Annotated in this window: 19 protein-coding genes; 8 read left to right on the plus strand and 11 right to left on the minus strand. The window is 55.8% G+C overall.

The window, feature by feature from the left end:
- Positions 1 to 181 precede the first annotated feature (181 nt).
- Genes dgcN through BM427_RS00530 form a run of 3 tightly spaced genes read left to right on the plus strand, consistent with a single transcriptional unit; the run spans position 182 to position 3,029 of the window.
- Positions 182 to 1,183 (plus strand): N-acetyltransferase DgcN, encoded by a 1,002-nt coding sequence (dgcN, locus tag BM427_RS00520; RefSeq protein ID WP_090118325.1) that lies wholly within the window; start codon positions 182 to 184, stop codon positions 1,181 to 1,183.
- Positions 1,183 to 2,160: an N-acetyl-D-Glu racemase DgcA gene (dgcA, locus tag BM427_RS00525; protein ID WP_090118326.1), complete on the plus strand. Its 978-nt coding sequence runs from the start codon at positions 1,183 to 1,185 to the stop codon at positions 2,158 to 2,160. Before dgcN ends, dgcA begins: the two co-directional genes overlap by 1 nt.
- 23 nt (positions 2,161 to 2,183) lie before the next feature.
- Positions 2,184 to 3,029: a D-amino-acid transaminase gene (locus BM427_RS00530; protein WP_090118327.1), complete on the plus strand. Its 846-nt coding sequence runs from the start codon at positions 2,184 to 2,186 to the stop codon at positions 3,027 to 3,029.
- Positions 3,030 to 3,191: 162 nt separating this feature from the next.
- On the opposite strand, the gene BM427_RS00535 is transcribed toward BM427_RS00530, so the two are convergent.
- The 9 genes from BM427_RS00535 to ampH form a co-directional block, all read right to left on the minus strand.
- Positions 3,192 to 4,019, minus strand: coding sequence for a glycosyltransferase family 8 protein (locus tag BM427_RS00535; protein WP_090118328.1), 828 nt, complete (start codon positions 4,017 to 4,019; stop codon positions 3,192 to 3,194).
- Positions 4,016 to 5,398 (minus strand): D-arabinono-1,4-lactone oxidase, encoded by a 1,383-nt coding sequence (locus tag BM427_RS00540; RefSeq protein WP_090118329.1) that lies wholly within the window; start codon positions 5,396 to 5,398, stop codon positions 4,016 to 4,018. Before BM427_RS00540 ends, BM427_RS00535 begins: the two co-directional genes overlap by 4 nt.
- 91 nt (positions 5,399 to 5,489) lie before the next feature.
- Entirely contained in the window at positions 5,490 to 6,446 is a 957-nt protein-coding gene (locus BM427_RS00545) for a D-2-hydroxyacid dehydrogenase (protein ID WP_090118330.1), read from the minus strand.
- A 158-nt stretch (positions 6,447 to 6,604) separates the two neighbouring features.
- Positions 6,605 to 7,384: an ethanolamine ammonia-lyase subunit EutC gene (gene eutC, locus BM427_RS00550; protein ID WP_090118331.1), complete on the minus strand. Its 780-nt coding sequence runs from the start codon at positions 7,382 to 7,384 to the stop codon at positions 6,605 to 6,607.
- Positions 7,381 to 8,769, minus strand: a complete 1,389-nt coding sequence (locus BM427_RS00555; RefSeq protein ID WP_090118332.1) for an ethanolamine ammonia-lyase subunit EutB — start codon at positions 8,767 to 8,769, stop codon at positions 7,381 to 7,383. Before BM427_RS00555 ends, eutC begins: the two co-directional genes overlap by 4 nt.
- 9 nt (positions 8,770 to 8,778) lie before the next feature.
- Positions 8,779 to 10,155 (minus strand): ethanolamine permease, encoded by a 1,377-nt coding sequence (gene eat, locus BM427_RS00560; protein ID WP_090118333.1) that lies wholly within the window; start codon positions 10,153 to 10,155, stop codon positions 8,779 to 8,781.
- A 714-nt stretch (positions 10,156 to 10,869) separates the two neighbouring features.
- Complete coding sequence (gene olsF, locus BM427_RS00565) at positions 10,870 to 12,588, minus strand: bifunctional ornithine lipid synthase OlsF (protein ID WP_090118334.1); 1,719 nt, start codon at positions 12,586 to 12,588, stop codon at positions 10,870 to 10,872.
- Between the two features lie 158 nt (positions 12,589 to 12,746).
- A complete protein-coding gene (gene hemB, locus BM427_RS00570; RefSeq protein WP_090120623.1) occupies positions 12,747 to 13,718 on the minus strand; it encodes a porphobilinogen synthase in 972 nt (323 codons plus the stop codon).
- Between the two features lie 120 nt (positions 13,719 to 13,838).
- Entirely contained in the window at positions 13,839 to 14,996 is a 1,158-nt protein-coding gene (gene ampH, locus BM427_RS00575; protein ID WP_090118335.1) for a D-alanyl-D-alanine-carboxypeptidase/endopeptidase AmpH, read from the minus strand.
- 191 nt (positions 14,997 to 15,187) lie between these two features.
- On the opposite strand from ampH, the gene BM427_RS00580 reads away from it, so the two are divergent.
- The 3 genes from BM427_RS00580 to BM427_RS00590 all read left to right on the plus strand — a co-directional run bounded on the left by BM427_RS00580 (position 15,188) and on the right by BM427_RS00590 (position 18,198).
- Positions 15,188 to 15,721 carry an isochorismatase family protein gene (locus BM427_RS00580; protein ID WP_090118336.1) on the plus strand — a complete coding sequence of 178 codons (534 nt, stop codon included), beginning with the start codon at positions 15,188 to 15,190 and terminating at the stop codon, positions 15,719 to 15,721.
- 133 nt (positions 15,722 to 15,854) lie between these two features.
- Complete coding sequence (sbmA, locus tag BM427_RS00585) at positions 15,855 to 17,075, plus strand: peptide antibiotic transporter SbmA (RefSeq protein WP_090118337.1); 1,221 nt, start codon at positions 15,855 to 15,857, stop codon at positions 17,073 to 17,075.
- A 13-nt stretch (positions 17,076 to 17,088) separates the two neighbouring features.
- The gene (locus BM427_RS00590; RefSeq protein ID WP_090118338.1) at positions 17,089 to 18,198 is read left to right on the plus strand and encodes a DUF1615 domain-containing protein; all 1,110 of its coding nucleotides are present in this window, start codon (positions 17,089 to 17,091) and stop codon (positions 18,196 to 18,198) included.
- Here BM427_RS00590 and BM427_RS00595 read toward each other — a convergent pair.
- Positions 18,195 to 18,503, minus strand: coding sequence for a DUF2755 family protein (locus tag BM427_RS00595; protein WP_090118339.1), 309 nt, complete (start codon positions 18,501 to 18,503; stop codon positions 18,195 to 18,197). The genes BM427_RS00590 and BM427_RS00595 overlap by 4 nt on opposite strands.
- 280 nt (positions 18,504 to 18,783) lie before the next feature.
- On the opposite strand from BM427_RS00595, the gene BM427_RS00600 reads away from it, so the two are divergent.
- Positions 18,784 to 19,005 (plus strand): DUF2754 domain-containing protein, encoded by a 222-nt coding sequence (locus tag BM427_RS00600; RefSeq protein WP_090118340.1) that lies wholly within the window; start codon positions 18,784 to 18,786, stop codon positions 19,003 to 19,005.
- 3 nt (positions 19,006 to 19,008) lie between these two features.
- Here BM427_RS00600 and ddlA read toward each other — a convergent pair whose 3' ends face one another.
- Entirely contained in the window at positions 19,009 to 20,109 is a 1,101-nt protein-coding gene (ddlA, locus tag BM427_RS00605) for a D-alanine--D-alanine ligase (protein ID WP_090118341.1), read from the minus strand.
- Positions 20,110 to 20,260: 151 nt separating this feature from the next.
- On the opposite strand from ddlA, the gene BM427_RS00610 reads away from it, so the two are divergent.
- A complete protein-coding gene (locus BM427_RS00610) occupies positions 20,261 to 20,899 on the plus strand; it encodes an extensin-like domain-containing protein (protein WP_425280068.1) in 639 nt (212 codons plus the stop codon).
- Positions 20,900 to 21,065: the final 166 nt, after the last annotated feature.

Below are 21,065 nucleotides of genomic sequence, written 5' to 3' on the forward strand. Positions count from 1 at the left end.
TAGCAGAATAAAAAACTGGATAATGGCAATAAATATGGTAATTAAGGCCTGTATTGTGATGTGTTGACAATAATAAAACCCTTGTTATGCTGCATTGGCAGTCAGTTTATTATTCCATTTTTCAGAAATGTTATTTCTGCGTTAATTATTTTATTCAGTCTTATCCTGAGGGGGATAAATAATGAATATTCAAAAACCCTATCTGCTTTTTTTAGGTGATGCGCACGATCAACTGGCGGCGAAAGTCGCAGAAGGAATTAAACAATGGCATCCGGAATATTGTGTCGGGCAATACCGTATGGCGAACTGTCATGCCAATTGTCAGTTGCCAGATATGGATATTGAGACAGCGGTAAAAGCGGGCGCAAAAACGCTGGTGGTCGGCGTTGCTAATCGCGGCGGTATTATTTCAAAAGAGTGGATTTCCATCCTCAGCCATGCGCTGGAAAGCGGGCTGGATCTGGCGGCGGGGCTGCATAATAAACTGGCTGATGTAGCGGAACTGAAAGCACTGGCCGACCGTCTTGGCCGCTCGCTGTTTGACGTTCGTCACCCAACTCAGCAATATCCGGTTGCCAGCGGGCGTAAACGCAGCGGCAAACGTCTGCTGCCGGTCGGTACGGACTGCTCCTGTGGCAAAATGTACACGGCGCTGGCGATTGAAAAAGAGATCCTCGCCCGAGGTGGTAAAGCCACCTTCCGCGCGACCGGTCAGACCGGCATTCTGATCAGCGGTAGCGGGATCAGCGTGGATGCGGTCGTCTCGGACTTTGTCTCCGGCGCGGTGGAAACCCTCGCCCCGGATAACGACGCCGATCACTGGGATGTCATCGAAGGGCAGGGTTCGCTGTTTCACCCTTCATTTGCCGGGGTTACCACCGGGCTTATCCACGGTGCGCAGCCAGATGCGCTGGTGCTGTGCCACGAGCCCACCCGCACCCATATGCGCGGCGTTGATTACCCTGTACCGGACATTCTCGATTGCATGGCGCTGAACCTGAAAATGGCGCAACTAACGAACCCGAAAGCAAAATTTATCGGCATTTCCGTCAACACGTCGGCGCTGGATAAGACAGAGGCGATTGCGCTGATGTCCTCTCTGCAGCAGCGTACCGGGCTGCCGGTAGTCGATCCGTTCCGTCAGGGCGTTGGCGCGCTGGTTGACGCGCTGGCGACACTGTAATGGAACTGTCGGTAGCGCATGAGCGCTGGCCGCTGCGGCAGGCATTTACTATTTCGCGCGGCAGTCGCACGGCGGCCGATGTGGTATCGGTAACATTGCAGGCACAGGGCATTAGCGGGCGCGGTGAATGCCTGCCTTACGCCCGCTACGGTGAAACCGTTGAGAGCGTGATGGCACAGATTGAGGCGCTGCGCGGCGATCTCGTCGCCGGGATGAGCCGCGAGCAGTTACAGCAGCGGCTACCGGCTGGCGCGGCGCGGAATGCGCTGGACTGTGCCTTCTGGGACTGGCAGTGCAAACACAGCGGGCACAGTATCTGGCAACTGACTGGCAGCGGAACGCCGCACCACCTGCAAACGGCTTACACGCTGTCGCTGGATACGCCGGAGAAAATGCAGCAGGCGGCGCGGGAAAACGCCTGGCGTCCTTTGCTCAAACTGAAGCTGGCCGATGAGCAGGATATCGCCCGCGTGACGGCCGTACGAGAAGGCGCGCCGCAGACACGGTTGATCGTCGATGCCAATGAAGGCTGGAATGAAAGCATCTATTTACAGCAGGCGACGGCACTGGCGGCGCTTGGCGTCTCGCTTATCGAGCAGCCGCTTGCGGTCGGGCAAGACGCCGTGCTGGCGCAGTTGCCGCATCCGGTGCCACTTTGTGCCGATGAATCCTGCCATGATTCCGCCACGCTGGCACAACTGGTCGGGCGCTATGAGTTTATCAATATCAAGCTCGACAAGACCGGTGGCCTGACCGAAGCATTGCGCGTACGGGCGCATGCGCAGCAGCTTGGGCTGCAAATTATGGTGGGTTGTATGGTAGCGACGTCACTGTCGATGGCGCCCGCCGTGGTTGTCGCGCAGCAAGCCAGCGTTGTCGATCTCGACGGGCCGCTATTGCTGGCGAACGATCGCCCGCACGGGCTGCATTATGATGGCAGCGAACTTTTTCCACCGACACCGGCTCTGTGGGGCTGATGGCGAAGCGTAAGGAGAGAATAATGTCACGCACCGTTTATGTGAATGGCGAATACCTGCCGGAAGCGGCGGCGAAAGTATCGATCTTTGATCGGGGTTTTTTATTTGCCGACGCCGTGTATGAAGTGACCGCCGTGGTGAATAGCAAACTGGTGGATTTTTCCGGGCACTATGCGCGGCTGGTGCGCTCCTGCGGCGAACTGGGATTAACGCTGGCAGTGGATGAAAATGGCCTACGTGAGATCCACCAACGGCTGATTGTGGAAAATGCATTACAGGAAGGGGGCATTTACCTGCAACTGACGCGCGGTAACGCGGGCGATCGGGATTTCCATTTTCCACCCGCCAGTACGCCGCCGACGCTGGTGCTATTCACCCAGGCGCGCGCGGTGGTGGATCATCCGGCGGCCAGCAAAGGCATTCGCGTGGTGACCTGCCCGGATATTCGCTGGCAGCGGCGGGATATCAAAACCGTGCAGTTGCTGGCACCCTGTCTGGCAAAAGCCTTTGCCGAAGCGCAGGGCGCGGACGATGCTTTTCTGGTGGAAAACGGCTATATCACCGAGGGGAGTTCCTGTAACTGCTATATCGTGCAGGACGATAACACCGTAGTGACCCGCCCACTGAGCAACAGTATTCTGCACGGTATTACCCGCAAAGCACTGGTGAAGCTGGCCGAGGAGCATGGCGTGACGATCGAGGAGCGGCTGTTCACCCCGGAAGAGGCGCGCAATGCGCGTGAAGTGTTTATCAGCTCGGCCACCACGTTTGTCTGGCCGGTGATAGCCGTTGACGGGCAGACCATCGGCGAGGGTAAACCCGGGCCAATCACTCAGCTTTTGCGCCGCATCTATTTGCAGATGCTTTGAGGTCTTAGCGTCGCCCGGTGAACCCTGCGACGCGCGTTAAATGCCGGATGGCGCTGCGTTTATTCGACCTGCGAAAGAATGCTAATTTTGCATCTGCACAGGCGTTGTAAGCGATAAGGCGCAGCCGCCACCGGGCAAATCAACCGAACCCTGCCCGATGATTTACGCGTATTCCCACCACAACTTATGTAATTCGTACCACTTATCTCCCGGCTGCGGCATCTTCTCCCACGGTTTATCAATGATGTAATGGATATTCTTCACCCGCGTGAGATCCCACATCTGTGGATGCTGGAGCGCCAGGGTTTTTAATGCGTTATAGCCGTAATGCAACGGCTGCCAGCGATCGCGAAATATATCGTTGAGAAAATCCTGCTCGGCAAAAACGTACGCTGAGATATCGGCTTTCTCCGACAGCCTCTGCATCATCTGCTGATACATCGCCTCGTCCGGCGTCAGCACCAGAAAACCGCCATTGAGGTAGTTATCCAGCGACGCGGGCGGATGGCCGTGCATTTCTGGATCATCACACCAGCTGTAGTAGCAGTTTTCCGGTCTCCAGCTTTCGGGGTAACTGGCAATGTGCTGGGGATTACAGCGACAGGCATGGCAGGCGGCAATGGCATCTGCGGCGAGGGGGAGTGAAAACACCTCATCCATATTGTTAATCACCAGCATATCGGCATCGAGAAAGGCCACCCGCTGGTACTCCGTCAACCGCCACACTGCCAGCTTGCTCCACACTTCGGCAAAACGTTCATTGGCATAGCGGTGCGCCAGTGCCGGATCCGGGCCTACGACCGGGACGTCCTTTACCCGGCAGCCCAGCATTTGCAGATGCTGACGCAGGTTGTCATCAATTGCAGGTGTCACCATTACCACCAGTGGCCACGGCGAACCGCTGGCGCGCAGCGAGTGCTGCAACGTCTCCACGCCGCGCAGATAACCCGGCTGTGTCAGTAGCGTCACCCAGGCAAATGCATCGCTCATGCCAGTAGCTCCGTTATAAAAGGATTAAGGAATTTCCCCTGTGGATCGAACTGTCGGCGAACGTCCTGAAACGCTGACCATTGCGGATAGAGCGCAGGCCAGTCGTACAGCGTCGGATCAAAATATTTTCCCCAGTGCGGCTTACCGCCTTCTTCTGCCAGCAGCCGCTCAGCGGCACGCAGAAATTCCAGTCCCTCTTCAGAGAGCGAGCCATCGGCGGCGTAATAGACGACAAAACCGAAAAAACAGGTCGGTTCCTGCCACGCGGGGCTGAGCCATGCCTGCGAAGGCCCGGTGCAGCGCAAAATAATCGGGTAGTGCATATGTGGATGCGAACGGGTATGCCACGCCTTAATTCGCGCCATCACCGCCGGAACGCGTGCCATGGGAATACCGATTTCAATATTGATTTGCGGCGTGGCAATCCCCCGGCAAAAGATCTGATAAATGTCGCCAATCACATCGGTGAAATCTTTAAAGCGCGTGACTGTGCGAAACGGTTTGCCGTTGTCATCGACAATCCGCGTGTCGTCGCGCATCTGCGCCAGCGTTTTATCGACGGTGCCGTTCATCTGTGCGTCCGTCGCTTCCATCTCGACAAGATCGCCGTGATTGTCGTGCCAGCGCGCCTGCTCTTCGGCGGTGGCTTCGCGGGCATTCCACGCATGAACTTTATTTTCATCCGGGAACCACCAGGCTTTGCTAAATGCCCATTGTGCGTTCCAGTCGTTCAGATCTTCCGCCAGCGTATCGGCGTTGCTGGCGCTTTTGAAGCAGGTAAAAAGCGTAAAAGGGCGGGTACGCAGTGTGACGGCACTGATGGCGCCGAGCGTGCCCAGACCAAGTTGCGCCGCGCCAAACCAGCGGTGCTGGCGATCTATCTCATGCACTTTACCTGTGGCATCAACCAACCGGATACGCAGCGCTTCATCCGCCAGCGAGCTTTGCTGCATACCCTGGCCGTGGGTGCCGGTGGAGATCGCGCCCGCCAGCGTCTGCGCATCAATCACGCCCGGCGAGGCTGCCAGCATGCGGTTCATCGCCGTCAGCGTTTCAAACATCTCATGCAACGGCGTTCCTGCGCCAAAGGTTACGCTGTCGTTGCCCACGTCCAGCACGCCGCGCAGGCGCGAGAGATCGACAAGCCGGTCTTTCTGGCCGCTAAGTGCCAGCATTCTGCCCGGCGACATCCGGTTGCCGATAAAGCGAATTTTTCCCGCAGCTGCGGCGATCATTTCCTGCAATTGCGCTTCGTTCTCCGGCGTTTGCAGGGCATTTTCTGCCGCCAGCGTGGCGTTTTTCGCCCAGTTGAGGATCGCCGGATCGCTTTGATCCGGGTGCGGCTGGCGGCGCGGAAATAGGGTCTGCGTGGCAATCATCGGCGGCTCCTTGCTGAAACAGAGGTGATTAACCAAGCGTAGCCTATCGCGCTTATTTGTGCGCTCAAGCGCACAAAAGGGCTTCAGGCGCTTAATCCACCCGGTTTTTCGGTTGTCCGGTAATAAACGCGGCGACGTTTTCCACGGTTGTCGCAAGAATACGCCCACGCGCTTCCACTGATGCCCAGGCAATATGCGGGGTGATAAGGCAGTTTTTGGCAAAGAGCAGCGGGTTATCGGCAGCTGGCGGTTCACTGGAGAGCACATCCACAGCCGCGCCGCCGATACGGCCTTCATTCAGCGCGGCGGCCAGATCCGCTTCATTCACCAGATCGCCGCGCGAGGCGTTTAGCAGCAGTACGCCGGGTTTCATTTTTTGCAGCGTGCTGTGGTTGATCATCCCTTTGGTGGCGGGCGTCAGTGGGCAGTGCAGGCTGATAACGTCCGCTTCGGCGTACAAGGTGTCGGGATCGACATACCGCACATTACTGTTTTCCGCCCTTTTCGCTGAGCCCGTTGTGCAGGCCAGCACCGTCATCCCCATCGCCCGGGCGATAGCGCCAAACGCCTGGCCGATGCGGCCATAACCGATAATGCCGATCTTTTTGCCTGCCAGTTCAACCATTGGGTTCAGCCAGTAACACCAGCTGTTGCGCTGCTGCCAGCCACCCGCGTGAACATCCACACTGTGTTCGCTGACACGGTTACACAGTGCCAGCAGCATGGCGGTGGTGAATTGCGCTACCGTGGCGGTGCCGTAGGAGGGCACATTGGAGACGGCAATACCGCGCAAACGCGCGGCGTTCAGATCGAGAATGTTATAGCCAGTGGCGGTTACGGCGATAAATTTCAGCCCCGGACACTGGCTGAATACCGTTTCGCCCAGCGCAACTTTGTTGGTTATGGCAATATCGGCGTTTACCAGCCTTTCTGCCACTTGCTCCGGCGCAGAGTTGTCATATACCGCCACTTCGCCCAGTTGCTCCAGCCCCTGCCAGCTAAGATCGCCCGGATTAAGAATACCGCCATCTAAAATAACAATTTTCATAGGTTACCCGTTTGTTTTTTTCATCACACCATCAACTTAGACGATGCGCTGCCGGGGTATAAGCACTTTCTTCATGCCTTTCGGGGGGAAATGCGACGGGGTAAGGGCAGTGAGCGGTGGGAGAAAAGTGGCAATGCGAAGCTGCATTGCCAACGGGGTTAGCTCATCGCGGTAATCCGCGGTGTGACGCGGCCATGCAGCGCCGGGTTATCACTCTCATCTTTCAGGTGTACGCCGGTCAAACGGCGCAAAAATGCCTGTTCGAGCAGCCACGCCAGTTTGAAGGCTGCCGCTTCGTAATTCAGCCCTTCCGGGCGAATGTTAGAGATGCAGTTGCGTTCCGACTCAATGCGCACACGCTGCGGTTTCCAGGTGAGATAGACGCCCAGGCTGTCCGGCGAGGACAAACCGGGCCGCTCGCCAATCAGAATGGCCACCGCTTTACTGTTCAGCGTTTCGCCGATATCGTCGCCCAGCGCCACGCGCGACTGGTGCGCCAGAACAATCGGTCCGAGCGAAATCCCCAACGTTTCAAGGTAGGGCAACAGGGCACGGATCAGCCCAACAGACTGGCGATGTACCGCGTGCGATGACAAGCCATCGCCAATCACCACCAGGAGATCGTGCGCGGGCGTGCGGCTAGCGGCGAGATCGGCACGGCTCTCTTCGCTCAGCATGCGCCCCAGATCCGGGCGGTTTAGATAGATATGTCGGTCCGACGCTGCGCTGTGTGCTTCCAGCGTGGTCAACCCCAGTTCGTGGAGCTGGCTTGCCAGGCTGTCGCTGTCGAAGGGTTGATGGATGGCATCACGCGCCTGGGCGTGGGCAAGGCCAAATTTCAGCACTTCATCGGTTGGCAGGCTGGCACCGCTGCGTCCCAGCGCAATGCGGGCGTCGGTGAATTCGCGCAGCAAGGACCAGGCATCAGGTGAGTTCATGCAGGCGCTCCTTGTGGTATCACCGTCAGTAACGGATGGTTTGCGCCGGTGAGGCGCAGCTGGCCGTGGGTGTCGATAATCTGCATCCGTGTCAGCCAGTCGGCGAATTCCGGCGCGTGCTTCAGCCCTAACAGGCGGCGCGCGTAGAGTGCATCATGGAATGAGGTGCTCTGATAGTTGAGCATAATGTCATCTGCGCCCGGAACGCCAATCAGGAAGGTCAGCCCGGCGGTACACAGCAGCGTCAGCAGCGTATCCATATCATCCTGGTCCGCTTCGGCATGATTGGTGTAGCAGACGTCGCAGCCAATCGGCAGCCCCATCAGCTTGCCGCAGAAGTGATCCTCCAGCCCGGCGCGGATAATCTGCTTGCCGTCATAAAGGTATTCCGGGCCGATAAACCCGACCACCGTGTTGACGAGCAGCGGTCTAAAGTGCCGCGCTACCGCATAGGCGCGCGCTTCACAGGTTTGTTGATCGACGCCATGATGGGCATTCGCCGACAGGCAACTGCCCTGGCCGGTTTCGAAATACATCACGTTATCGCCCAGCGTTCCGCGTTTTAGCGAAAGCGCGGCCTCGTGGGCTTCCTGCAATAGCGCAAGGTTGATACCAAAGCCGCTGTTTGCCGCTTCGGTACCGGCCACTGACTGAAACACCAGATCTACCGGCGCGCCACGCTCAATAAGTTGCAACGTGTTGGTGACGTGCGTCAGCACGCAAGACTGTGTGGGAATGGCAAAACGGTCGATGATGTCCGCCATCATATGGTTCAGCTTTTGCAGCACAGGCAGACTGTCGCTGGCCGGGTTGATGCCGACCACTGCGTCGCCAGCACCGTAAAGCAGACCATCCAGCATGCTGGCGGCAATGCCTTTCAGATCATCCGTCGGGTGGTTGGGTTGCAGGCGCACGCTGAGGTGACCGGGCAAACCGATGGTATTGCGAAAGCGAGTGATGATGCTGCATTTGCTGGCAGCGAGGATCAAATCCTGGTTGCGCATCAGTTTGCTGACGGCGGCGGCCATTTCCGGTGTGATCGCCGGAGCAACCTGGCTCAGCAGCGCGGTATCGGTGGTATCGGCCAGCAGCCAGTCACGAAATTCACCCACCGTCAGATGGGCGATTAACGTAAAAGCGGCGCTGTCATGAGAGTCGATAATGAGGCGAGTCACCTCATCTTTTTCATAAGGAACCAGCGGATTGTCGAGGATCTCGCGCAGCGGGATATCGGCAAGAGCGATTTTTGCCGCCATACGCTCTTCGGCTGATTGTGCCGCAACCCCGGCCAACACATCCCCGGAACGCGCCGGGGAGGCTTTGGCCATGACTTCTTTCAGGCTGGCGAACTGCCATGTGCGGTGCGCCAGAGTGGTTTTATACATTGCGTCTCCTCAGGAGATAGCGCGCAGTTGCGGATCCAGCGCGGCACGTTCGCGCGCCGATGCGGTTTTACGAAACCACATATAACCGCCCAGCATCATCACGGCGAAAATCAGTGCCAGCAAGGTGTTGTACCAGACCATCGCCACCAGGCAGAGAACCGCCATGCCGAGTGCAAAAGCCGGGGCGTACGGGAACAACGGCGCTTTAAACGGACGCTCAAGTTTCGGTTCGCTGCGGCGCAGCTTGAACAGCGCGGCCATGGAGATGATATACATAACAATAGCGCCAAAGACCGACATCGTCACAATACAGGCGGTGAGCGGCATGCCACTGATAGTGATCAGCGAATCGGAGAAGATCGCCGCAATCCCCACCACGCCACCGGCGAGGATCGCCAGAATTGGCGTTCGGGTTTTACGGTTCAGGTTAGCCAGGCTGGCAGGCAGATAACCCGCGCGCGCCAGCGAGTAGATCTGGCGGGAGTAGCCCATAATAATGCCGTGGAACGACGCAACCAGACCAAACAGGCCAAGCCAGACCAGCATATGCAGCCAGCCGCTGCTGCCGCCGACCACCAATTTCATTGCCTGCGGCAGCGGATCGTTGATGTTCGACAGGTTGCGCCAGTCGCCAACCCCCCCCGCGAGAACCATCACGCCAACTGCCAGTACCGTCAGCGTCAGAATGCCGCCGCCGAACGCACGCGGAATGGTGCGTTTCGGATCTTTAGCTTCTTCTGCCGCCATTGATGCGCCTTCAATCGCCAGGAAGAACCAGATAGCAAACGGGATAGCCGCGAACATGCCAGGCAGCGCGAGGCCGCTGAAGCTTTCTGCGCCAGCCCAGCCGTTGGTGGTGAAGTTGCTCCACGAGAAACCCGGTGCAACAACGCCCATAAACACCAGCAGCTCGAAAATCGCCAGCAGGGTGACAATCAGCTCGAAGGTAGCAGCAATACCAACGCCCAGAATGTTAAGCACCATAAAGATGACGTACGCGCCGCAGGCCACCCATTTCGGATCGAGTGACGGGAACTGCACATTAAGGTAGGCGCCAATCGCCATGGCGATCGCCGGTGGCGCAAATACGAACTCAATCAGCGTAGCAAACCCTGCGATAAACCCGCCGGTGGGCCCGAAGGCGCGATAAGCGTAAGCAAAAGGCCCGCCTGCATGCGGGATCGCTGTGGTCAGTTCGGTAAAGCTGAAGATAAAAGCGCAATACATGGCGGCAATCGCCAGCGTGACAATCAGAAAGCCGAGCGTTCCGGCTTGTGACCAGCCGTAACTCCAGCCGAAGTATTCCCCTGAAATAACCAGCCCGACGGCAATGCCCCAAAGACGGAAGCTGCCGAGTGTTCTTTTTAGTGTTGTTTGTGTGTTCATTCTTTTTACTGCCTCGCCATTAATACAGTTGCAGGCAGAGGTGCAAAGTCAGTGCCAGGAAAGAGAAACCTTCTGTCTCATGGGGTTACAGACAACATATTGGTAAATGCACGATAAGAGTGCACCGCCGACGACCCAAAATGGGTGCAGGCTGCCCTGCCATGGTGAAATTGGGGAAGAAACCTTCTAAGGTGAAGTGCACGTGCGGACAGAAACAGGCACAGACGCGATTTTTTGGAAATATAATTGGGAATAACTGGAAATTTAAATCCGATAATTCTTAGCTCAATTTGTACACAGGATGCTTTAATTAATACAATAATCTTACGTATATTTGTTTATTGCGCTACCGAGCTAATATTTTGATTTAATTTGTTTATTTTGTATTGTGTGAGCGGTTACAACAAATAGTAATCAGGTAAGTTCCTGATGTTAAATACTGTTCTGGATAAAAGATTGACCTGATTTTTCCTGGCCATTAATTTGGAAAAATAGTTTCAGGCAAATCCAGAAATATTTAATAAAAGAGGATGTATATGGCCTGGCGACCTATTTTATATGTCATCCTGACGCATAACCCTCGTCTGAACAACAGACGGGCGCAGCTGCGTTTGATCCAGGGTTAATGAAGGTATGCCGGAAAAGGATTTCGCCTTCTCCGGCGCCAAAGACAACGCTCAGGCCTGCGGCGCATTACGCCCTTTTGCGCAATATTTAGCCCGCTTTTTGCTCTGGTAGATGCGCGGCAATATAACGCTCGTAGCGGTTTGCTTTCAGATACGTTAAATCCACCAGTACCAGACCATCGACACAGTTATTGAAATCGGGATCGCAACCGAAGTCGATAAACTGCACGCCGCCCGGTTCACACAGTTCAGAATACTGCTTGTAGAGCGGTGGAATGCCACAACCAAGGTTGCCAAGCAGCGATTTTAGCCGGGTCAAATCTTCGGTGTAATCTTCACCGCTAAACTGAGCGAGCACGTCCGGCATCGTGGCGGGCCACGGCCGACGCGATGAGGCCAGAGGCCAGGTCGCCGGAAACCACAAGCGGTAGAACGCCACCAGCAGATCCCGCGCCGCGGGCGGCAGGCCGCCGGAGATAGAGACCGGGCCAAACAGATAGCGGTACTGCGGATAACGCGCCAGGTAAGCACCAATGCCCGACCACAGATAATCCAGGCCACGACGTCCCCAGTAGCGTGGCTGAATAAAACTGCGTCCCAGTTCAATGCCATGACGCAGCACATCGGTCATTCGTTCATCGTAATGGAACAGGCTGTAACTGTATAAGCCTTCAACGCCACGCGCCTCAAGCTGCTGCGATGTTGGCATAAAGCGGTATGCGCCGACGATTTCCAGATCGGCATCGTCCCACAGGATCAGGTGCAGGTAATCGTCGTCATATTTATCCGTATCACGACGTTTACCGCTGCCTTCGCCCACAGCACGGAAGGCGACTTCGCGCAACCGTCCCAGTTCACGCAGTAACGGCGAGTCTTCCTGCCCGTTGCGTTGCCAGAGGTAAATAACTTTTCCGTCCGCAGTGTGGCCGAGGCATTCGGCATTATTAAGTTCGCGGCGTAGCGTGACGCGATCTTCCGGGCGTGCGATGGCGCACTCGGTTTTGAAGGGGCCGGGGAGTCCTTTACCCAGACGCAATACATGTTGGCGACACTTATCGGCCAGTTCACGCGGGGTAAGTTGCGGCGTATACCAGCTATCCCAGGGAATACGCTGGCCGATTTTGATCGGCAGGTTGCTGTTCCGGCGGCGAAACATCTGTTGCATCAGCAGCAGGAATGGGAGCGTTTCCGACACCATCGCGCTGGCATAGAACAGTGCACTGTTACGCGCGTCGATCCAGGCGGGCAGTAGCGGCGCGCGGAACTTACCCGCCAGTTTGATAAACCCGGCATGCCAACTTTTATCGCGGATGCCCTTACGCGTCATACGTGAGACTTCTCCCGCCGGGAAAAAGATCAGCACGCCGCCGCCCTGCAACTGGTTTTCCATCTGTTGCAGGGAGGATTTCCGCGTTCGGCCACCCATATTATCCACCGGGATAAACAGCGAGCTGAGCGGTTCCAGGTGGGTCAACATGCGGTTGGTGACCACCTTCACATCGCGGCGTACACGCGAAACGGCATACATTAGCGCCATCCCGTCAATCGTACCTGTCGGATGGTTAGCGATGATGACCAATGGGCCGTGTTCGGGGATTTGTTCGAGGTCGTGAGTGGGAACGGTGCAGCGGATTTGTAGATGTTCAAACACTTGCTCCACCATATCCAGCCCTTTCAGGTGGGGATGGCTTGCGGCAAACTGCTGGAACTCCTGTTCATAAAGCAGGCGCCGAAGCAGGTTTTTTTGCCAGGGCGCAGGTCTGGCCTGCGGCCAGAGATCCTCAAGTACGTTGTCGAGACTAAACATGGTGGTTTCTCCTCCCGTCTTGCCGATGACAGTAAAGGGAGAAGATGACGTTTACATTTCATTACAATGAAGATATGACAACGGCAAGACGACTGAATGACAGTAAAAGCGGTGCGGAAGGGATATTTCTCTCCCCCGCAGGGGAGAGAGCAGGCGACTCAGAGAATACCGCGCTCGGCAAGGTCGAGAGCGAAGTAACTGAAGATCAGGTCTGCGCCCGCGCGTTTGATCGCGCCCAGGCTTTCCAGCACCACTTTATCTTCATCAATTGCGCCCGCCAGTGCCGCGAATTTGATCATCGCGTATTCACCGCTCACCTGATAGGCGCCCAGCGGCAACTCGGTGCGCTCACGGATATCGCGCAGGATGTCGAGGTATGCGCCTGCCGGTTTCACCATCAGGCAGTCTGCACCTTCGGCCTGGTCGATCAGCGATTCACGGATCGCTTCCCGGCGGTTCATGGGATTCATCTGGTAGGTTTTGCGATCGCCTTTCAGCGCCGTTCCTGCCGCTTCACGGAACGGGCCGTAGAATGAAGAGGCGAACTTGGTTGAGTAGGACATGATGGCAGTATCGGTAAAGCCTGCTGCATCCAGCGCCTGGCGAATCGCCTGCACCTGGCCGTCCATTGCTGCGGAAGGGGCGATAAAGTCCGCGCCTGCGGCGGCGGCAACGACGGCTTGTTTACCGAGGTTAATCAGAGTCGCATCGTTATCGACACCGTGATCGCACAGCACGCCGCAATGGCCATGAGAGGTGTATTCGCAGAAACAGGTGTCGGACATCACGATCATCTCCGGCACCGTCTCTTTGCAGATGCGTGACATGCGCGCCACCAGGCCATCCTCGCGCCAGGTGTCGCTGCCGGTGTCATCAGTGTGGTGAGAGATGCCGAAGGTCATCACCGAGCGAATGCCAGCTTTGGCGATGCGTTCAATTTCGCGGGCGAGATACTTTTCCGGAATGCGCATCACGCCGGGCATCGCCTCAATCGCTTTGTAATCGTCTAACTCTTCTTCAACAAAGATCGGCAACACCAGGTCGTTCTTGCTCAGTGTTGTCTCTTCAAACATGGCTCGCAGGGCAGGTGATTTGCGCAGGCGGCGCGGGCGAGTAATTAAATCGGTCATGGTATGCCTGATGTTTGTGGAACAGATGACGGCATTGTAGCTGAAAAGCTGAGGTTCTGTTTTACCAAAATCGCCGTTAAGGGTAGAGGCAAACGGCAAAACCGTCTGCCTCTGGTGGAATCAGGAGGCGGGGATCACCTGCGGTGCGTTGCTACTTAACGCACTGACCAGATCGTTAACGCCGTCACTCATATTGGCAAAGCGCGTCAGCGGCGAACGGGTGATGACGACAAAAACACCGACATTCTGCTGCGGCACCATTGCCACGTAGGTGATAAAGCCGCCGCCGCCGCCGGTTTTCTGAATGATCCCAGGATGCCCCTCTTTTGGCGCCATATAGACCCAGCCGAGGCCGAGCGCATCGGCTTTGCCGGGCACATCCATGCCGATCACCCGTGTTAACTGGTTACGCTGGTAGATCAACGTTTGCATGCGATCCGCCTGGCTGCTACGGGTGTAGAAATCCGACGACAGAAACTGCTGCATCCAGCGCATCATGTCTCCCGGCGTCGAGTAGACGCCGCCGCTGCCGATGGCGGCCAGCGTGTTATCGCACGGGCTGGCACCTTTCTCGGCGATCATCAGGCGCTTGCACTGATCCGGCGACGGGGTAAAGGTGGTGTCTTTCATCCCCAGCGGGCGGGTAATCTGCTCTTCGAAAAGCTGCGGGTAAGGCTTGCCTGCCGCCTTCGACAATGCATCTGCCAAAAGATCAAAGGCCAGATTAGAGTAAGACGCCTGCCTACCCGGCGCGGTTTTCAGCGTGGCGGTTGAGAGCCAGTTCCAGCGCTGCTCGTATGTTGGCCAGACGAAGACGGGACGTTGTGCTGCGCCACCGGGCTGCTCGCGCGGCAGGGCGCTGGTATGCGTCGCCAGATTCACCAGCCTGATTGGCGTGCCCTGGTAGGTTGGCACTCGCGTACCAGGAGGCGCATATTTACTTAACGGATCGTCAAGGCGGACTTTGCCCTGATCGAGCATTTTCACCAGCATTTCACTGGTCATCAGCTTGGAGAGGGAAGCAATACGAATGACCGAATCGAGTTGCGGGCGAATGTTGTTGCCCGGACGGGTTTCACCATAGCTTTTAAACACGCGCTGGTTGCCGTCAATTACCACCATCGCCATGCCCGTTGCGCCGCTACCGTAATAAATATGGTTGGCGTAACGATCAACAATATCAGATGCAAATACCGGATCAGGAGACTGAGCCGCAGCCTGAGCCGAAGCCAGGCCCAGCGCGCAGAGCAGCGCAGAGAAAAGCAGACAACGTTTCAACGCAGGGATCCATAAAAAAATGGGAAAGATAGAGCGTATTTATACTACTTAGTACGGTGTTGCAAAGGCCCAATTAAGGGATTCTTTCGCCCTAATACGTAACGATGGGTAAAAATGGTTATTTTGCCGCCAGACTACGACTTCCGCCTGATGTGGTAATCTCCTCCTTTCCGACTAACAGGAGAGAGCAGATGGCAGGTAAACGGGTAGTGATGGTTGTGGATATGCAAAACGGCGTGTTCGCCACCGAGCGTGTTCAGCGCGAGCAGTGTGTCGCCCGTATTAACCAGTTGACGCAGGCCGCCGATACGGTGATTTTTATTCAGCATGCTGAAGCGGGTGGGCTGGAAGAGGGGAGCAACGGTTTTGCGTTGCTGCCGGAACTGCATCAGCCTGCGAATGCCCTGTACGTTACCAAAACCGCCTGCGACGCGTTCTATAAAACGCAGCTCGAAGCGGTGCTGCACGAACACGATATCAATGCCTGGGTGATGTGCGGTTGCGCCACAGATTACTGCGTGGATACCACGCTGAAAAATGGCGCCAGCCGCGGCTATTCCATCACCATGGCACAGGACGCCCATACCACCGCTAACCGCCCGGCTGCACAGGCTACAACCCTGATCGATCACTACAACGAAGTGTGGCGCACGTTAACTGTCCCTGGCAATCCGGTGTATGTGAAACCGGTCGAAACAATTCTTCACGAATGGCAAGCGAACTAAGGGGTTACCCTCAAGTCTGATATAACAACATGGCGTCGCACTGCGCGGCGCTTTTTTATCACTGCGCTATGCCCAGGGCAGAAATCCGCTACACAGCATCTTTGTAAATAATAAGAAGTAAGCAGGAGTATCAATGTTTAAATCTTTCTTTCCTAAGCCGTCGCTGTTCTTTTTGTCGGCTTTTATCTGGGCGCTGATCGCTGTCGTATTCTGGCAGGCTGGCGGTGAAGGCTGGTTAATGCGTTTAACCGGCGCATCGGCGGAAGTCCCAATCAGCGCAACGCGTTTCTGGTGCCCCAGCTTTTTACTTTTTTATGCTTATTATGCCGTTTGCGTCGGCCTGTTTGCGCTGTGCTGGTTTGTCGCCTCACCGCACCGCTGGCAGTACTGGTCGATACTCGGTACGGCGTTGATCATCTTTGTGACCTGGTTTTTAGTGGAGGTAAACGTTGCCATTAATGCCTGGTATCAGCCGTTTTATGATTTGATTCAGCTTGCGCTGAGTGCGCCCAACAAGGTCAAACTGAGCCAGCTTTATAGCGAGATTGGCGTCTTTTTGTGGATCGCGCTGATTGCCGTGACGGTGTCAGTGCTGAATAGCTTTTTTATCAGCCACTATGTGTTCCGCTGGCGTACGGCGATGAACGAATACTATATGGCGCATTGGGGGCATCTGCGCCATATCGAAGGGGCCGCGCAGCGTGTGCAGGAGGATACCATGCGTTTTGCCCAGACGCTGGAAGATATGGGCGTCAGCTTTATCAATGCGGTCATGACGCTGATTGCGTTTTTGCCGGTGCTGGTGGCGCTGTCGCCGCATGTGCAGAACCTGCCGCTGGTGGGGCATATTCCTTATGGTCTGGTGATCGCCGGAATTAGCTGGGCACTGTTTGGCACGGTACTGTTGGCATTTATCGGTATCAAGCTGCCTGGCCTGCAGTTTAAAAATCAGCGCGTTGAGGCTGCCTACCGTAAAGAGCTGATTTATGGCGAGGATGATGCCTCGCGCGCTCAGCCGCCGACCATCGCCGCGCTGTTCGGTGCCGTGCGCCGCAACTATTTTCGTATCTATTTCCACTACACCTATTTCAACATTGCCCGTATCCTCTACCTGCAAGTTGACGTAGTGTTTGGCCTGATTGTTCTGTTCCCGACCATTGCTGCGGGGGCGATCACCTTTGGCCTGATGCGCCAAATCACCAATGTGTTTGATCAGGTGCGTAGCTCGTTCCAGTATTTGATCGCCTCCTGGACGACGCTGGTGGAGCTGATGTCCATCTACAAACGCTTGCGCAGTTTTGAGTATGAACTGAACGGCCAGGAAATTGTGCCTGTGCCTCACCGTTTTGGTTAACACAAGGAACGTTATGGTTTACGTCCCCCGTTTTAGCTTGCTGCTGGCGGCCTTGATCCTTGCCGGTTGTAGCACGCAAGGCCCGGTCTCCCAGCGGGAGGCGGAGAAAGAAAAAGAGAGCAAAAAAACATTGGATGTGGCAAGCGTGGTACGGCAGAAAATGCCCGCCAGCGTGAAAGATCGCGATGCATGGGCGCAGGATATCGCCACCACATTTAGCAGCCAGAAGCTGGCGCCGACGCTGGAGAATATCTGCTCGGTGCTGGCGGTGGCCCAGCAGGAGTCGAACTATCAGGCCGATCCTGCCGTGCCGGGTCTGAATAAAATCGCCTGGAAAGAGATTGATAAGCGCGCGCTGCGGATGCACATTCCGCCGCTGTTGGTGCATACCGCCCTGAAAATCCCTTCACCGAACGGCAAAAGCTACAGCGAGCGGCTGGACAACGTCAGGACGGAAAAAGAGCTAAGCGCCATTTTTGACGACTTTATCAATATGGTGCCAATGGGGCAGACGCTGTTTGGTTCCTTCAACCCAGTGCGTACCGGCGGTCCGATGCAAATCAGCGTGGCGTTTGCCGAACAACACACCGAGGGTTATCCGTGGAAGATGGACGGCACGGTACGTCAGGAAGTGTTCAGCCGTCGCGGCGGTTTATGGTTCGGCACTTACCATCTACTGAATTATCCCGCTAACTATAGCGCGCCGATTTACCGTTTCGCCGACTTTAACGCCGGGCTCTACGCCAGCCGCAATGCGGCGTTTCAGAATGCGGTCAGCAAAGCGACGGGCGTGAAACTGGCGCTGGATGGCGATGTGATCCTTTACGGCAGCAGCGATACGGGCACGACGGAACAGGCAGTAAGAAAGCTAGGGCCGAAGCTGGGAATGAGCGATCGCGATATTCGCCGTCAACTGGAGCGCGGCGACAGTCAGAAGTTTGAAGAGACAAAGCTGTACCGTGAAGTTTATCGTCTGGCGGAACAGAAAAGCGGCAAAACGCTGCCGAGAGAGATGTTGCCGGGGATCCAATTAGAAAGCCCGAAAATCACACGCAACCTGACTACAGCATGGTTTGCGAAGCGTGTCGACGATCGTCGGGCTGCCTGCATGGTGCAGAATTAATGCAGGTGGTGTCGTCGCCAGCGCAGGAAAAGACCGATGACACCCAACAATGCACTTCCCGCAAGGAACGGCACGAGGCCAAACAGCGTGCCGACGCCAAACCCCAGTTCAACGTGTGGGCGGGAGGCGTCCTGAACCTGCATCAATCTTTCGAACACGCCTGGCGCGTGTACCAACAGGTTCAACAACTGCGCACCTGCCCAGAAGCAGAGCAGGACAAACACGGCATAGGCAATATTGCCTGGCCTTGAGGCATCACGTTTTTTCGCGCCCGTGAAGGGTTTTGACAGGGAAAAATCAGCCATAAGACCTCCGTTACTCTTTACTCAATTTGTTGCTTACCTTTCAGTAACGCAGCAGGATGTGCTGGTCAGTATTCAGGCTAATTTTGACAGTTGCGCCCTGTTGTCAACATCAGAATGGTGATAATTTCCCTCCGGGAAGGTTACCGGTTGAGTGATTTTTGTTGGCGCTCACATTTTTGTAACATTTTCATTACTCAAGTAACATTTCGGATTTTCCACACATAACACAGACCTGAAAGACAGGCTATGTGATGATGCCTTTTTGACTGCCGGAGTTGTCATGAAGCTGCCTACGAAAATACGCCGTGACTGGCACTATTACGCGTTTGCGATTGGGTTAATTTTTATTCTGAATGGGGTTGTGGGTCTGCTGGGGTTTGAGGCCAAAGGCTGGCAAACTTATGCCGTCGGGCTGGTGACCTGGGTGATTGGCTTTTGGCTGGCAGGGTTGATTATCCGCCGCCGCCAGGAAGAGGAGGAGGCAGCGGATAAAGCAAAGTAATGCTTAACCGTTGACGGAAATTTTCAGCGTGCTGTTCACCTGATGGCGCGCAATAGCCAGTTCAATCAGGCGGGTGATCAGATCAGGGTAGCTGATGCCGCTCGCCTGCCACAGTTTTGGATACATGCTGATATTGGTAAATCCCGGCAGTGTGTTGATCTCATTGATAACGACCTCGTTGTCCGGCGTCAGAAACACATCGACGCGCGCCATTCCTTCACAGCCCAGCGTCTGGTACGCCTGCACCGCAATCTGACGGATCTTGTCATTGATCTCCGGTGCGATATCCGCAGGCACCACCACCTGCGCGCCGTTTTCATCAATGTATTTGGTGTCGTAAGCGTAGAACTCGCTGTGCAGCACGATTTCGCCACAGGTACTGGCCTGCGGATCGTCATTGCCGAGTACTGCGCATTCGATCTCACGACCTTTGATGCCTTTCTCAACGATGACTTTTTTGTCGAACTCAAACGCCAGGCGCGCCGCTTCATGATACTGCGCTTCGCTGGTCACTTTGCTGACGCCAACGGACGAGCCCTGGTTGGCCGGTTTGACGAACAGCGGCAGGCCGAGTTGCGCTTCAACGTCGCTAAAGGCGATCTGCTGACGATTGGTGCGCGTCAGGGTGATAAATGGCGCGACAGATAATCCAGCATCGCGCAGTAAACGTTTGGTGACATCTTTATCCATGCAGGCCGCTGAAGCGAGCACGTCGGAGCCGACAAACGGCAGGTTCGCCAGGCGCAGCATGCCCTGCAAGGTGCCATCTTCGCCCAACGTACCGTGGACGATAGGGAAAATCACATCGACATTCGGCAACGGCGCACTGTTTTGTGCCTGAATAAGCTGCTGCGCGGTATTGCCAGGCACCAGCGCCACGCTGTTTTGCGACGGATTCAGCGCAATACGCGCCGGATCGCTGGCGTTAAGCAGGTAATTATTCACATCGCTGATATGCCATTGACCCTGTTTATCAATCCCCAGTAGCACAACCTCAAAGCGCGACTTATCCATGGCATCGACAATATTTTTTGCTGACTGTAACGACACCTCGTGTTCCGCTGATTTGCCGCCGAAGACGACTCCTACCCGCAGTTTTGCCATTTCTACGTTCACCCACACTTATTTACAAAACACATACCATAGCACGACGAAACGCACGATTCGCGGCCTTCTGCCATAATGTTTTGGGGAAAGCTGAGGAGGAGACGTGCGCGTAAAAAGCCTGGTCGTTGTATGCACTCTACTGGCGCTGATGCTGGCGGGTTACCGCTACTTACCGCCTTATTACAATCCCTTCGCGCCGCTACAGTTGAGCGATCCGCCAGGACGCATCACTCAGTTTAAGTTACGACGCCTGTCGCCGTCTGCCTGTGCCGCACTGCTGGCGCAGGCCAATCAGCAGCAGCTTATTACCTCCGTTGCGGTAGCGAACAGCGGCGGTGACTGCCCGTTAACCGATGTGGTACGGGTGCGTGATTTCGGCACGGTGAAACTGAGCAGCAGTTTTCTGGCGAGTTGCCCGCTGGCGCTTAGCTCTGCGTTGTTTATCGAACAGCAGGCGCGACCGCTGACTGAACATTTTACCGGCCAGCCGCTGCGCCAGGTAGACCATCTGGGCAGCTATGCGTGCCGCAATATTTATAATCGTGTTGATGCCCGGCGTAGTGAACACGCTAGTGCCGAAGCACTGGATATGAGCGCCTTTCGCCTGGCGGATGGTCAGCGGGTGACAGTGCTCAATGGGTGGCGGCAGCCTGAAACACAGCCGTGGTTGCGGGCGATGCTAAGCGCCAGTTGCGGTTATTATGGCAATGGCCTTGGACCCGAATACAATGCCGCTCATGCCAACCATTTTCATCTGGGCATGCGCGGGTTCGGGCTGTGCCGCTAAGTATAATCCACTGTAAAAAAATGGTTTTTATGCGTGCGCTATGGCGGTGTGCAATGGCTGACAGATAAAACACCGAATTAGCATTAACCGCATCTCTGGTGACTCATCCATGGCGCATTCTTGTTAACCTGTGCGCTGTTTGTCAAAACCTCAACAAATACGCGTA

The sequence above is a fragment of the Kosakonia arachidis genome (assembly GCF_900116535.1).
In the GTDB taxonomy this organism is placed as follows: domain Bacteria; phylum Pseudomonadota; class Gammaproteobacteria; order Enterobacterales; family Enterobacteriaceae; genus Kosakonia; species Kosakonia arachidis.